19 protein-coding genes are annotated in these 13,537 nt (G+C 56.4%); 13 read left to right on the forward strand and 6 right to left on the reverse strand.

Annotated features, from left to right (window positions below; translation table 11 throughout):
* The first annotated feature begins 56 nt into the window (after positions 1-56).
* Both E4191_RS15850 and E4191_RS15855 read left to right on the forward strand, forming a co-directional pair.
* Positions 57-344 (forward strand): hypothetical protein, encoded by a 288-nt coding sequence (locus E4191_RS15850; protein ID WP_139615481.1) that lies wholly within the window; start codon positions 57-59, stop codon positions 342-344.
* Positions 345-424: 80 nt separating this feature from the next.
* Positions 425-679 carry a hypothetical protein gene (locus tag E4191_RS15855; RefSeq protein WP_139615482.1) on the forward strand — a complete coding sequence of 85 codons (255 nt, stop codon included), beginning with the start codon at positions 425-427 and terminating at the stop codon, positions 677-679.
* A 577-nt stretch (positions 680-1,256) separates the two neighbouring features.
* Here E4191_RS15855 and E4191_RS15860 read toward each other — a convergent pair.
* Positions 1,257-1,409 carry a ribbon-helix-helix protein, CopG family gene (locus tag E4191_RS15860; RefSeq protein WP_228461767.1) on the reverse strand — a complete coding sequence of 51 codons (153 nt, stop codon included), beginning with the start codon at positions 1,407-1,409 and terminating at the stop codon, positions 1,257-1,259.
* Between the two features lie 100 nt (positions 1,410-1,509).
* On the opposite strand from E4191_RS15860, the gene E4191_RS15865 reads away from it, so the two are divergent.
* A complete protein-coding gene (locus E4191_RS15865; RefSeq protein ID WP_139615483.1) occupies positions 1,510-1,716 on the forward strand; it encodes a hypothetical protein in 207 nt (68 codons plus the stop codon).
* 138 nt (positions 1,717-1,854) lie between these two features.
* On the opposite strand, the gene E4191_RS15870 is transcribed toward E4191_RS15865, so the two are convergent.
* Positions 1,855-2,412: a response regulator gene (locus tag E4191_RS15870; RefSeq protein WP_139615484.1), complete on the reverse strand. Its 558-nt coding sequence runs from the start codon at positions 2,410-2,412 to the stop codon at positions 1,855-1,857.
* Positions 2,413-3,081: 669 nt separating this feature from the next.
* On the opposite strand from E4191_RS15870, the gene E4191_RS15875 reads away from it, so the two are divergent.
* From E4191_RS15875 to E4191_RS15890, 4 genes are all read left to right on the forward strand, one after another.
* Positions 3,082-3,504, forward strand: a complete 423-nt coding sequence (locus E4191_RS15875; RefSeq protein ID WP_139615485.1) for a BLUF domain-containing protein — start codon at positions 3,082-3,084, stop codon at positions 3,502-3,504.
* 207 nt (positions 3,505-3,711) lie between these two features.
* Positions 3,712-3,978 carry a hypothetical protein gene (locus E4191_RS15880; protein WP_139615486.1) on the forward strand — a complete coding sequence of 89 codons (267 nt, stop codon included), beginning with the start codon at positions 3,712-3,714 and terminating at the stop codon, positions 3,976-3,978.
* A 126-nt stretch (positions 3,979-4,104) separates the two neighbouring features.
* The gene (locus E4191_RS15885; RefSeq protein WP_139615487.1) at positions 4,105-4,782 is read left to right on the forward strand and encodes a thermonuclease family protein; all 678 of its coding nucleotides are present in this window, start codon (positions 4,105-4,107) and stop codon (positions 4,780-4,782) included.
* A 203-nt stretch (positions 4,783-4,985) separates the two neighbouring features.
* Positions 4,986-5,204, forward strand: coding sequence for a hypothetical protein (locus E4191_RS15890; RefSeq protein WP_139615488.1), 219 nt, complete (start codon positions 4,986-4,988; stop codon positions 5,202-5,204).
* A gap of 197 nt (positions 5,205-5,401) precedes the next feature.
* Here the strand turns inward: E4191_RS15890 and E4191_RS15895 are convergent, their stop codons facing one another.
* Complete coding sequence (locus E4191_RS15895; RefSeq protein ID WP_139615489.1) at positions 5,402-5,623, reverse strand: hypothetical protein; 222 nt, start codon at positions 5,621-5,623, stop codon at positions 5,402-5,404.
* A 362-nt stretch (positions 5,624-5,985) separates the two neighbouring features.
* On the opposite strand from E4191_RS15895, the gene E4191_RS15900 reads away from it, so the two are divergent.
* The 3 genes from E4191_RS15900 to mobV all read left to right on the forward strand — a co-directional run bounded on the left by E4191_RS15900 (position 5,986) and on the right by mobV (position 9,173).
* Positions 5,986-6,972, forward strand: coding sequence for a PRC-barrel domain-containing protein (locus E4191_RS15900; protein ID WP_139615490.1), 987 nt, complete (start codon positions 5,986-5,988; stop codon positions 6,970-6,972).
* Between the two features lie 151 nt (positions 6,973-7,123).
* Positions 7,124-7,570 (forward strand): hypothetical protein, encoded by a 447-nt coding sequence (locus E4191_RS15905; protein WP_139615491.1) that lies wholly within the window; start codon positions 7,124-7,126, stop codon positions 7,568-7,570.
* A gap of 388 nt (positions 7,571-7,958) precedes the next feature.
* Positions 7,959-9,173: a MobV family relaxase gene (gene mobV, locus E4191_RS15910; RefSeq protein ID WP_176562754.1), complete on the forward strand. Its 1,215-nt coding sequence runs from the start codon at positions 7,959-7,961 to the stop codon at positions 9,171-9,173.
* Between the two features lie 194 nt (positions 9,174-9,367).
* On the opposite strand, the gene E4191_RS15915 is transcribed toward mobV, so the two are convergent.
* Entirely contained in the window at positions 9,368-9,637 is a 270-nt protein-coding gene (locus E4191_RS15915; protein ID WP_139615493.1) for a hypothetical protein, read from the reverse strand.
* 446 nt (positions 9,638-10,083) lie between these two features.
* Here E4191_RS15915 and E4191_RS15920 point away from each other — a divergent pair, with 446 nt between their 5' ends.
* Entirely contained in the window at positions 10,084-10,809 is a 726-nt protein-coding gene (locus E4191_RS15920) for a helix-turn-helix domain-containing protein (protein WP_139615494.1), read from the forward strand.
* Between the two features lie 7 nt (positions 10,810-10,816).
* Here E4191_RS15920 and E4191_RS15925 read toward each other — a convergent pair whose 3' ends face one another.
* A complete protein-coding gene (locus E4191_RS15925) occupies positions 10,817-11,296 on the reverse strand; it encodes a helix-turn-helix domain-containing protein (RefSeq protein ID WP_139615495.1) in 480 nt (159 codons plus the stop codon).
* A gap of 688 nt (positions 11,297-11,984) precedes the next feature.
* On the opposite strand from E4191_RS15925, the gene E4191_RS15930 reads away from it, so the two are divergent.
* Both E4191_RS15930 and E4191_RS15935 read left to right on the forward strand, forming a co-directional pair.
* A complete protein-coding gene (locus tag E4191_RS15930; protein WP_139615496.1) occupies positions 11,985-12,230 on the forward strand; it encodes a type II toxin-antitoxin system ParD family antitoxin in 246 nt (81 codons plus the stop codon).
* A complete protein-coding gene (locus tag E4191_RS15935) occupies positions 12,227-12,517 on the forward strand; it encodes a type II toxin-antitoxin system RelE/ParE family toxin (RefSeq protein ID WP_139615497.1) in 291 nt (96 codons plus the stop codon). Before E4191_RS15930 ends, E4191_RS15935 begins: the two co-directional genes overlap by 4 nt.
* 133 nt (positions 12,518-12,650) lie before the next feature.
* Here E4191_RS15935 and E4191_RS15940 read toward each other — a convergent pair whose 3' ends face one another.
* A complete protein-coding gene (locus tag E4191_RS15940; protein WP_139615498.1) occupies positions 12,651-12,935 on the reverse strand; it encodes an HU family DNA-binding protein in 285 nt (94 codons plus the stop codon).
* Positions 12,936-13,537 lie beyond the last annotated feature (602 nt).

Genomic DNA, 13,537 nt, shown 5'->3' on the forward strand with positions numbered 1-13,537 from the left:
ACCTAAGCTTGCGCCACGTGTCAAAGAGCATAGACCCGGAGAACGAGACCTCAGGGGTGGCAAAATTGAAAAACCGTGATTTTCATAAAATGCTCCTGGTTGCGGGAATGTCGGCGGATCAGATCGACACCGTGCTTGAGGGTTTTTACGCCTTCGGCGGTGCGTCTGAAATCATGTCCCTGAACGACTATGCAACCGCCATCAGGAATTATGACGTGCTGGAGAACTGTGTGGCCCCTGATGACGCCCACAGCCCTGTGGCGCGCTATCTCATTTCCCTGGGCGCCCGGATGGCCGATTGGGAAGACAGGGTGCCGGGGGTGGTGGCCGTTGCACTGATCTAGTTTGTCTCAATCTCCGGCTTTCCTTGCAAGCATGATCAACTCCCTACATTCTCCTGCCTTTGCAGGTGATAGAGTGGCTTATGAACACCGATGAGTACCGGGCTATGTTCCGATCAGTTGGCTTAACAGAGGATCAGCTCAACACCGTGATGAGTTATTTCCTCACCTTCCGCGAGGCGCCCCAAATCACCTCTACGAGTTGTTTTGAGATGGCCGTGGCCATCTATGCGGTGATGGATGGCAGTCTGAACCCTGCCGATCTCCACAGCCCTGCGGCGCGTTATATGATTTCCCTCGGCACCCGGATTGCAGCTTGGGAAGACCAGGCGACCTGACGCCCCGGCTCAACCCTGAGCCTGCCCTCCTCTTCGTAACTGGCGTTATGACACGGAAAACCCCGGAGCGATCTCTCGCGCCGGGGTTGTCAGTACCAGGTAACTAAAGACCATATGAACATCCCATATACGCGAGTGCCCGGACTAAAGTTCCCGCGAAAAACCGGCGACATTAACATTCCATATCTCCCATCATCGGCACTGGTCTAAGGTGTAGCGTTGGCTGGTCTAAGGTGTAGCGTTGGCAAGAAGTGCGAACGTAAGCTTTACACATGCAAAGGCCCCGGCATCATCGCGATACCGAGGCCCCCTCGCCCTGACGCGGGCTGCACACCTGCGCGTGCGGTGACTGCCCCCGGATCGCGCCGTGACAGCCTGCGCCGCGCCCCCCAAATGGCAAGGGGCCGCGCCCTGACGGGGTTTTCGGCGATGTCAGCCGGGCACTCACCGTCTGATCCCAGATGCTCTACAGGCAGATCAGCCGTAGAGTGCATCCTGGTCCTAACTCCTCAGTCGGCCTTCTCGGCCCAACCCTGATCAATGATGAGACGAGTAAGCGCCGCCGCTGGTGGCCGTTCTAGGCTGTGTCTGGCAGGGCCTGCTCGATCAGCCTGCGGATGACTTCGGGCCGGGACGGCAGATCCGCAGCCTGGCGTCGGCAGGCGTCCAGGCGCTCGACCATCGCGGCCGGCATGCGAACCAGAACCTGCACCTCTTTTGCATCAGCCATGGGGGATCCTAATATTTTTTTCGACCGGACGCGCGGGCGCTCAGTATCATGATATCGGCATCTCTTGACCCCCGACAACTTGTCCAAATGGAGACCGACGATGCACCACGCCCCCGGCGCTTTTGCCCCTGCCTGTGTCCAGGACGTCGAACCGTTCCTGGATCTGGCGGATCGGATGACCCCGGACCGCCTGCGCCAGCTGGCGGCGCTCTGCGCGGCCCGCGGGGGCGGTCTGGAGGTGATGGCGGGGCCACTGCGCGCCTATGCCGAGGTCCAGGGCCGTTCAACCGCCGGGACCGGTGCATAAAACCTAATGTTCCATTCCGGTTCTTGGTGGGGAACCCCTCGGGACCGATCTCCCGGGTGGTCAGCAGGATATGGGCATGATGGTTGCGGTCGTCCCCCTCGCGCCCGGGGTTTATTTATTAAAAAAAGCAGTTCAATTTCATAATTTAAAATCGGAAATGCACGCAGCTATTTTGCGCTCCAAATTAGTAAGAAGCAGAGAGCGCAAGTTTTGAACTGGCGCATCATCCTCGATTTCTTTCATGGCATCAAGCATTACAATCTCCACCAAGCGTTCCGCAGCGTCGTCATTACCTAGTTTCAGGCGACTATAAGGCAACATATGAAGAAGAATTTTTTGTATATTCCCCGGAGAATCCGAATAAAGGCGCTGACTATGGAGATCCACGAGCAATCTTCGGGTTATGCTTGGCTTATTATAAATTGAATAATTTTGATAATACGAAGGAATAATTTCTGGATTATAAGCAGTAAGAAATAAAAATGGTAGCTCTTGTGTCTTCAGTGCTTTCGCCACTGGGAATGACGTTTCACTTCCTAATAGAACGTCGAGAATGGCTGCATCAGCATCGGAAACATGATGTAAAGCGTCACCCACGTCGGCAAATGGGCCAACTACGTTATCTCCAAGACTCGAAATTTCCAGTGATAGTTGTCTTGCAATATGGTATTCATCTTCCACAACAAGTATTTGCACAAGCTACCTCCATTCTTCTGACCAATATTACCATACATAATCTCGGCGGAGCGGAAAAATTCCTGCCTAGTTCGTGTTGACCAAGGGAGGTTTGTGCCCGTCAAGCGTGGGCTGCAGAGGCGGCCCGCCGGCTTGCAGAAGCGCAGCCAAATCTGGCCGAGGCGCGCCATCGCGTGGCGGAGGCGCGGGCGATCCTTGTCCGGGTCGATCTGACACTTCAGATCCAATTAAAGGCGTGAACTTACGCCCGCCAGTTCGCTCACTACAAACTCTGTCTTAGCGGGAACCGAACGCCGATTGCTCGCCTTTATGGAATTTTCACCGATCACCGGACATGATAAACCGCCAACGAAAATTTATATATTTAGAGAATTATTAATATATAATATTAATCTTGCTACCTCCAACGAGCAATAGTCAGTTTATAAATTTTGGTATGAAAAATACTTTAGGTTGCATGTCATACTTAGTCATGAGATCGTAAATTTGATGTAGTCTTCTTGTGGATCAATGGTCTAGCGTTCTCCGGCAAAAAATTGGAGATTTCAGCGATGAGGACTTTCAACTTAAGCGGCATCATTGCTCACAAAGAGTTTTAATATAAAAACTCTTGCGACGTTCTTATTTTAATATTCCCGCAAATCTTGTAGGCTTCAGAAGGAGGAAAAAATGCAACTCACCAGGCTTATTTATGCTTCAAACCATGGAGGAATAGAGCGCGAAGGCCTTGAGGACATTTTGATAAAATCCCAAGCCAACAATAAGCAAGATGGAATCACCGGACTTCTCATTTCAAGCGATGAAGATTTTATTCAACTCATTGAAGGAGGTAGGACAGTCGTTGCGAAATGCTTCATGCGAATTATGCAGGATGATCGGCATCAAAATATCAAAGTTTTACTAGCCAGCCCGATTGAATCGCGGCTCTTTTCCAGTTGGGATATGCAGAGCATTAGCGCTTCGCAAATCAACACAAATTCTCTAAATCAATATTTGAGAAATGGCTCGTTTGATTCAGATGAGATGTCCCATGAGGACATTGAAGAGCTTTTTTCAAAGTTATCAAAAGAGCTTGAAGATATTAAATCTTGAATAAAATATTTTATCACAAAAATAAAAATTTTAGTGCTTTTCCCTTTAATCATGCGCTCAGTGCAGCTGATTTCAGCTGTGGACCTCTGGCGTCGTTTGCTTGATGGCCCTGCGCTGCATTCCCTGACAGTGCTGGGCCTCAATACTGCGGGTCAGTTTCTTGATTGAAGGCATGAATAGCCACCTTTTCAGATATTCGGAGTTCCCATGGTACATCGCAACTTCCAGGAGATGTTTCTGGCGGCGGGCATGCCGGAGGATCAGGTCGATAACGTCCTCGATCACTTCCATGCTGTTGGTGAGGCTGCTGACATCATCTCAGTGGCCGAGTACGAAACGGCCAAGTCAATTCATGAGGTCATGGATGCATCCGTTCCTTCCGGGGACCTCCACAGCCCTGTGGCGCGCTATCTCATCTCCCTTGGTGCCCGGATCGCAGCTTGGGAGGACCAGAACATCCAGCGCCCTCTTTGACCGTCCTGCTCAAACCCCGACCCGTGCTGGTCACAAGAACAATTTTTTGCGCCACTACTGTAAACAACGACTTATTTATTCTTGAAATGCATGTACACCCAAACAATTACAACCTTGAGGTGTTTCATGAGACTTTTGGCTCTTGCCGCGGCTTTGCTCCTGGTCACTCATCTGCCGACTGCAGCAGCTGAACATACCGGCAATGTCACCCAGGGCGTGGCGACTGTCATTGATGGCGACACACTTGAAATCCACGGGTCACGCATTCGCCTGCACGGTATCGATGCTCCGGAAAGCAGACAAACCTGCAGTGAAAGCGATGGGTCGGCCTCGCGATGCGGACAGGTGGCGGCATTGTTTCTTGCCGAAAAGATCGGTCGGACCCCCATCCTGTGTGAGCATCTCGACATGGATCGTTATGGACGCATTATTGCAAGGTGCTTTCGCAACCGCGAAGACCTCAACAAATGGATGGTCGGTGAAGGCTTGGCAGTTGCCTACCGTCAGTATTCCTTTGACTACATTGCCGACGAAGATCAGGCACGCGAAGCGCGAAAGGGTGTGTGGCGCACCAAATTTGATATGCCCTGGGATTGGCGCAAAGGAGCGCGCACATCAGAAGGCTCCGACGAAATCCCGGAGAGGCTGCAGAGACTTGTTCAAGGGTCATACTCCTGCAGTCCTCGGCGGACATGCTCTCAGATCGGAAGCTGCCAGGAAGCGCGCTGGTATCTGGACAACTGTTCTTGGGGCAGCCGCCTAGACCGCGACAGTGACGGCGTTCCTTGCGAAAGCATCTGCTGACCTTATCGCCGCGCTCTTGAACGAGGGCAGCAGCAGGACGCCCAGAGACGCCACTCTCCAAAGACGGTCACAGCCCCCGTCGAAGCTGTAGAAGGCCTGCTTGCGGCCTCTGATGGCCTCCAAGCGCCTATGACTGACCGTCTAATTTGGAACCATGGCAATTTGTTTTGGTTGTTTATAGACTGAAAAAAGGAGACCATCCCATGAGTGGCAATAAGCATCCTAAGTCAGATGAAGAAATTGATGTTGATCTTCGTGATAACCTTAATGTCGATCCAGGCATAGGAAGGTCCAAGGGTCGATTTGCCATGACAGACGAGCCGCCAATCGAGGGTGAAAATACGTTCGAAGGAGATGTGAAGAACGATACTACTCCACACGGCGGCATTGACCCAAACCAGCGTGGAAGAACGAATAAATAGCCACAGCGTAAAAGGCTTACGTGCTAGCTGTCACATCCCACATGATTATAAAGCCTCTCCAGAACAGGTCCGGCCTTTGTTTCTGCCAGTCCTTGAGGGCGTCTATGGGCATTCGCCCTTTCAACACTGATCGCGGGAGCTAACCATTATAGAGCCGCACGTAGTGCAGCAATAAGCTGGCTAAATTAACGGCGAGGTCAGCGCTCGCGGCGTAGCAGTTCCAGGACCTCGTCTATCTTCAGTTCGATCCGGGCAAGTTGAGCGTCTTTCTCGATTACTGCACGCATCTGTTGGCTATGCAGTTTTGCGTCCTGTGCAAGATTTTTTAGCACACGTTCCTCACCCTGCTTGCGACGCTCCTCAGCGCGCCGGGCATACTCCTCCGGGGGAGTAGGATCATCGATGTCCTTCAAATCCATCTGGCAGCTCTTTTTGCGATGCGGGGCTGTCAGAATGGCGGCGAAGACTGACCCAGTCAAATCCTAGTAAGGCCGTGCCTTGGCGAGGAGTTGTTCTGAGAGGGGTGTTGCAGTTGCAGGATATGCGAACCCCAAGTTGATTGCATTTCCAAGGGCAAGGCCCCCAAGCGCTACAAGTTCGGCACCAAACCATAATTCAAAACAACCCGCTTTATATTTTTAAGCTCCATTTTGTTCCTTAGTAGCCCTGAATAATTTTAATTTAATAAGATTAATTAATATTGGAACATAAAATCATTTCTCATGTTTGATAGACATCAAACGCTAGCAATAGCATTACATCTAAATTCAGGAGATACTTCATGTTCATGAAGCTTATGGGAACCGTCGCCACCACTGCATTGTTGGCCACCGCCAGCGTTGCACAAGAGGCCGCCACTACGCCCCTGGGCGGCGAGGTCATCGTCGATCAGGCCGATCCGCAGGTCGAGGTCACCGTCCCCGCACCCGATGTCGATGTCAGCCAGTCGCCTCCCGAAGTCACCGTTGATCAACCCGAGCCGACCGTGACCGTTCAGCAGGCGCCGCCGCAGGTCGTGGTCGAGCAATGCGCGCCGACCATCACCGTGACCCAGGCTCCGCCGACCGTCACCGTGGACATCCCCGAACCCCGCGTCGGCGTCCGGATGGCCGATCCCACTGTCCAAGTCACCCAAGGCGAGCCGAGCGTGATGGTCGACACCCCCGCGCCCGTCGTCCGCTACCAGGCGCCCGAGCCCAATATCGTTGTCAGTGATGCCGAAGCCGAGGTCCGAGTCCAGGAGTCCGAAGCTCAGGTCGACGTAGACGCGGCTGAAGAAGCCCAGGTCAACCTGCGCACCGCCGAGCCGAACGTGAATGTCCAGGAAGGCGGAGAGGCCGATGTCTCGGTCGAGGAAGCCGAAGCCGAAGTCGAGGTCGTCGAAGGCGGCGAAGCCAATGTCGACGTGACGCAGGCCGAACCGCAGGTCGACGTGACCGGCGCGCCGATGATGGAAACCGAGATGCGCGACGGCTATCAGGCCGCCGACATGCAGATGCTGACGGCGGAAACCGTCGAGGGCGTGGCCATCTATTCCGCCGATGACGAGAACATCGGTCAGGTCAACGACCTGGTGCTGACGGATGACGGCCAGATCGAGATGGTCATCGTCGGTGTCGGCGGGTTCTTGGGAATGGGCGAGCGCAACGTGTCGCTGCCGATGGACCAGGTGTCCTTCCAGCAGGCGACCGATGGTGACGAGATCCGCGGCTTCATCGCCACCGACTCGGCCTCGATCGAGACCATGCCGGAATACGAAGTCGAGTAAGACGCCCGGCTACGGCGCCTGACACGTTGCTTCGATGGCCCGGCTGCAGTCCTTGGACAGCAGCCGGGCCTTGACGACCGACCTTCCCGGCCGACATCCTTCCGCCCTTCCGGCGACGCGGGTGCGGCCCCCCGCCAGACAGGAGACTTTCATGGCCAAGACCCCCATCAACGACCCGAACCATCCCCGCACGACCGACCCCTATGCCACCGACCGGCCCGCCGAGACGGAGAAGAAGTCCAAGGTCCTGCCGATCGTCATCGGCCTAATCGTGCTGGCGATCCTGGCCTATTTCCTTCTGGGCATGATGTCGTCGGATGACGAGGTCGAGACGACCGATCCGGCCGCCCAGACCCAGATGGACGACACCGCCACCACGCCCTCCCCGGTTGTGGTCGACACGGTTGATCCCGAGCCCGAAGCGGCCCCCGTGACGGCCCCCGACGTTGACACCGAGGCAGACGCCGCCCCGGCTGGCGTCACCGAAGAGAGCGTGACGGTCGAAATTGTCGATCCTGACGAGACGACGGCCCCGATCGAAGGCACCGAGACCACGACGGTCCCGCTGCAAAGCCCGGAGCCCGCTCCGGCGAACTGATCCCGCATTCGAAGTCGTTGATCTGACACGACCCCGACTGGCACGCGCCTCAAGTTTTGCAGGCAAAAGGGGTCGAACACGGGAACATGGGAAGATGGGAACATGGGAACATGGGAACATGGGAACATGGGAACATGGGAACATGGCAGGAAATGCAAACGTAATTTTTTACACTCACCACGCCCCTCCGATCCCCGGCCCGCAGCGCCCCCGCAAGGCTGGCAAGGGCCGGGGATCGAGCCGCCGCAGGCGGCTTCTCTTCCCCTGGGCGCGACGGCTGATCCATTTGGAAAATGTGCCCTTCCCCCGGAACGGGCGAACGGTATAATTTGGACGCAGGACAAATTGTCTAGTGAGTGCACATTTTTCTTAAATGGAGGGCGCGACGATGGCAAATGCCGTGGATGCGGTGATGGGCAAGCTCGAGGCCGACAAGCGGCGCAACGGTGGCTCGTGGCCCCGGCCTCCTGTGGGGTCGCGGCGCTTCGCGATCCTCAGGGTCGCCAAGATCAGCGGCAAGGGCAAGATGGCCGCCGCCGCCCAGCATAACCTGCGTGAACGCGACACCCCGAACGCCCGGCCCGAGGACCGCGGCCGCAACATCCACCTGGCCGGCGCCAGGACGGCAGACGAGCTGATGAGGCTCTGGGAAGACCGCGCACCGGAGAAGATCCGCAAGAACGCCGTCCACGCCCTCGAATACGTGGTCACAGCCTCCCCCGAGAAGATGGCCGAGATGGGCCAGACCAGGAGCGAGGATTACCTGCGCGATGCCCTGACCTGGCTGCAGAACAAGCACGGGGCCAAGAACATCCTCTCCGCCGTGATCCACAACGATGAGATCACCCCGCACTTGCAGGTCATGGTGATCCCCCTGGACGAACGCGGCAAGCTGAACGCCCGTGCCCTGGTTGGCGGCAAGCCTCAGCTCTCCGCCATGCAGACCGATTTCGCCGAACGGGTCGGGGTCAAATACGAGCTGGATCGCGGCATCGAGCGGTCCGGCAGGCGCCATGAGACCATCAGGAGCTACTACGGACGGGCTACGGAGAACGAGACTTTGACCCTGAGGCTCCCAGAGCGCGCCAGAGGCGGGTTTCTGGGGCGTGGCGGGGAAACAGATGCCGAATACCGGGACAGGCTCTCAGAAGTCGCCTCAGAGGCTGTGAGGGCCGTTGCAGGCCGTCTGGCAGAGGACCGAAACGCCATCGCTCAGGAACTGACCGAAGCGAAGCTGCGTGCGGCCAACAGCGAGGCCAAGGCCCACAGGCTTGGACGAGACCTCGATGTGCTCGAAGTCGCCTGCAACATTGCCAGATACGACGGGTCTGATCGGGAGAAGGTCCTGGATCGGTTTCAGGCCCAGTACCTCAAACTTGCTGCCGAACTTCCGGAGGGGGTCCGTGACATCGTCGATGACATTCTCAACGAGAACGACCGACCAAGCTTCGAGGACATTCAGACGGAGCGCGAAGCTGCGGAACGCCATGCCCGCGAACGGGTCCAGGAACGCGATAGAGCAGCAGAACAAGAGCGCGAAGCACGCGAGAAAGCCGAACGTCAGCAGGACGAGCGTAAGCGCGATGGTGGTTGGGAGAGGTGAGCAATAACCCCGCAGGTGTGTCAGGGCGTAGGGGTGAACTAGACCGACTTTTCACAAGCAAATTCTGCCAGTGTCACAAGACGAACGAAGCACATTTCGGGCTGCTGTGGATGTCTGCTATCCACATGGGTCTAAGCGAACGGTGCTTTGAAAGTTCATGCCCCCCTCGCCTGCGACGTGGCCACGATGCGGCTCTAGGGCATGACTGGAACTGTTTTGTCTTGAAATAACAATGCCGCGGACGGAACTTGCTTCTTGGCTGCACTGTTTGCGCTGTGATGCATCATTGTGCTGCTTTCGTGAAAAGCAGTCACAGCGCCGTTTAAAAGGAACATGCCATGAACCGTATCGTCTATATCGTTGGTCTTGTCGTCGTCGTCCTGCTTGTCCTGTCCTTCCTGGGCTAGCGTTGAGGAACCACGATAGTGAATGAAAATTTTGAGGCCGGCACCGGGCAGCTTCATGCGGTTATCTCCTGCATGGCATCGCGCACGCGTGTCTCAATGATCTGACGTTCAGTGCGCCACATCTTGGCACTTGTCTGCATTGAGGCGCGAAAGCATGCCCTGCCACGCCTTCTTCTGCCCCTGTGCATATCCGTGCATTGCGTCATAGCAACCAGGCTACGGCCCACCCTTCGGACAATGACCATCTAGTGCGTGTCCTTACTGATCCGGCGCCTGAGGTTGGAGAAAATCTACGCTTCACCCTGGTCTTCATAGCACCTGTCAGCCTTCGGATTTTCCTGCCTTCAGGGTCTTTCGTGCTCCATCGCCATCTTACTCTTATGATATATGGATACGCTGGTGCATTTTTCGGGTTTCGGCCTGTCTACGCTAGCGCATCTCATAGTTGACAGTTACTCCACAGGTAACTACCGTTACCCCACAGGTAACTGTCGGGTGAGGGCATGACTAGAATTCCTATCTACGAACTGCGGCGCATGGGCGTGTCTTCCGACGACATTGACCTTGCGAAGGCGACACAAGAAGCGCAGCGCCGGAACGGATCGCCAGTTCAGGACATTGGTGTGCTAGTCGGTGCTGTCCAGCCACGTCAGAGGCACAACCCGAACCCACCTGCCAGCCTTAACGACAGAGCCATGCGGAAGCGTGGTACCTATGACCAAGCGGCCCTGTTGCTTGACCAGCAAGCCTTGCAGGAAAGTAGCCCAGAACGGGCAGCCAAGGCGCGTGAAGCGGCGAAGGCGGCGAAAGAGTTGAGCTCCGCCGCACAGATCGAGTTCGATTTCTTCGGAGGTAACGTGTCGATAGCATTTCAGTATATGGACGCGGTGACAGAAAGGCTCTTCCAGCACGCCAAGACACCGGCGCAGGCGAAAGAAGCCATCTCGATCCTTTGGGTGATCTGCCGCCACCTGGGCTGGCAGTCTTACGAGTGCACGAAAACAGCCGCAGAGCTTTGTGAGATTACCCACACGCAAGCGCCTCACATGGCGACAGCGTTGAAGCTCCTCGAGGACGTGGGGGCCATCCAGCGCGCTAAGCGAGGCCGGACCAAAACGATCACGGTAACGCCCGAAGGGGCCTTCCGGGGCAACGTGAACAACCACGCGAAAGCCGTCGAGCGGTATAAGCTGGACGTGATCGAAGGCGGGAAGAGCGCGCCAGAGTAGATTGCCTCTAGCGGCTGCTGAAAAGTCTCGACCATAAGCCACGGCGAACTGGATGATCCTTGGGCTTGGGTAGCAGCTTCATCATGTCATCGAGAATGCGCCGCCGTTCCTCGGCCACAGCCTGGGATGCAGCGAGTTCCTGTTCAGCATTTGCTTTGCCAGCACGCAGCGCGTCTAGTTCCGCCTGTGCAGTCTGTAAACGGCTTTCCAGTGCCCTGATAACTTCCCCTGACAAGCCTTCGATATCGCCCGAATTTTCCTTGGCAAGTGACTGTCCGCTGCCCTCGTCTTGGCGTGCCATGTTGGCAGGAGAGGGGTCGCGCAGCGCATAGAGCCTGGCTAGTTCAGCCGTGTCGATTTGCCAGCTCTCCGAGCCTCCAGACGTCACCTTTTCACCGGTAATGGTGCCGTCCCTGAGAGCCTTTTGCAGCGTCGGGCGCGATACATTGAACAGCTTTGCGGCCTTGGAAACGCTTATCAGGGACATGGCAATCCACCCCCGTAAAGGCGCTGCCCGCTTTTCAGACTAGTTCTTGTCAGGGGGTGGCAAGTCACCGACTGGCCTCTAGCTCGGTAACACGCGCGTCTAGAGACGCTATGCGGTCTTCCAAAGACATGCCTGCCTCATTGCCCTTATATTCGTCTAGAAAAGCCGTGAGATGATCTGAGAATGATGGATTACCCCGTAGCAACCATCCAATCCGCAAGAGGGTGTCCCTTGCTTCATGTGGCGCCCTCACATTGATCTGTGGAAAGGGATGCTTGGTGTCAGTCATTGGTCAGCTCCCATTGCCACCGCCAGGGCCGGATAGTTGACCGTTCTCGCGTAGCCATTCCGTCACTAGCTTATCTAGCAATGAGGAAACAGAGCGATGGTCCGACTTAGCGGCTGCGTCCAGCGCCGCCTTGACTTCGGGCAGAAGTCGAAAAGAGACAGGAACGCCTTTTTGTACCATTTGCATGCATCCCTAAACGACGGCTGTAATTCTTTTGTAGTTATTTGTAGTTGCGTCCTGTGATCGGCGTAAGCTGTACAAACGGAGAATCCACAATCCCTGCAACCCTGCGACTGGTGGCCTTGGAGGAAAGGCTAATGCGCCGCTAGCTGCAAGATCTTGGCATCCCGGCCCGATATGTATTATATATTGGTACAACCATCAGAGCCAGGAGCGCCCATGCCCCGCAACACCTCCGTCTCCCTTGGGGAGCATTTCACTGGCTTCATCAGCGCCCAGGTCGAGGCGGGCCGCTACGGCTCGGCCAGCGACGTGGTCCGCGCTGGGCTGCGGCTCCTGGAGGAGCATGAGACCCGCGTCCGGGCCCTCCAGGCGGCTCTCGACGAAGGCGATGCCTCCGGCCACCCCGAACCCCTCGACCTGGCTGCCTTCAAGGCCGAGCTGCGCGCCGGACGCGCGGGGTGACCAAGCTCCTGCGCTTCACCCCCGCCGCCCGTGCCGATCTGGCTGGGATCTGGGACTACACCGCCCGGCATTGGGACACGGATCAGGCTGATCGCTATCTCGACGAGCTGCATGGGGTCTGCCTGGCCTTGGCCACAGGGGAGATGGCCAGCCGACCGATGGATTTGCGTCCCGGGACACACAAGGCGCGGGCCGGATCGCACATGGTCTATGTTCGGGAAGGTGCAGACACGCTCGACGTGATCCGCATCCTGCACCAGCGCCAAGACGTCGAGCGCCACCTCTGACGCCCCTCTCACTCCAACCCTGAGCCTCAACTCTTCCCCGTAAATGGGTGTTCTCACCGCCGACCGTCGGCTCCTTGCCATGAGCGCACCTGACGGCATGGCCCAGATTGCCGCCCTCCCCAGAGGTTGCTCCTCAGTCCTCGTGGTTCAGCCGCGCCACCAGCTGCTGCGAGGCCTTGAACGTCGCCACCTGTTTCCTGTCGACCGCGACGGCGTCGCCGTTCCTGGGGTTCCGCCCCATCCGGGCATCCCGGATCTTGCTGGCAAAGCTTCCGAACCCCCGGAACTCCACCCTATTGCCCTGGGCAAGACTGTCAGTGATCTCGTTCAGGATCACCGCCACGGCCGCCTCGATCTGTAAAAATGAAAGGTTGCGGTGGGTTTCCCCAAGTTTGCGGATCAGCTCCGAGCGCACCATGGCTCAACTCCCTCGTTTCGAAGGATATAAACAGGGATATTTTGAGTTCGCTAGCCACCAAAGGTGGGGCATTCAAACCGAAAACCACCGGACCTGACCGCTGGAGGGAGCGGCAGGTCCGATGGCCTTCAAGCTGTGTTACCGAACCCGCAGGGAAGAGGAGGGCAGGTCCGAAGAGGAGATGAAGCGGTGTTGCCCCATGCGTTCAGATTGCGGGGCGGGAGACTGCGTGTCACGACCTGACGCGGCCTTGCCGTATCGGCTCCGAGGCCCGATTGAAAAAGCAGCATATCCGAACTTTTTTGCACAAACAAAATGCAGTGAGAGCCGCTGAGATGCCGATGCTGCTGGGGCATCACACCTGCGCGTCATTGGCCATCCTTTTACAAACATGCTGCTCCCCTCTCATTTGTTGCGATTCAGAACGCAACACGAACAATCCGGCATATGCACAACCTAAAGATGTAGAACATATGCTGAATATTGCTGGATTGGTCGAAAGCATCCTTGGGTTGCTCTCTCCCGGATGTGCCGGAGGGCACGGTCGGAGGCCATGCGGCGCATCTGCATGTGCTGAAAATTGTAGCGATTGTCTTCGTTCA

It is taken from the genome of Paracoccus liaowanqingii (genome assembly GCF_004683865.2).
Classification (GTDB): Bacteria; Pseudomonadota; Alphaproteobacteria; order Rhodobacterales; family Rhodobacteraceae; genus Paracoccus; species Paracoccus liaowanqingii.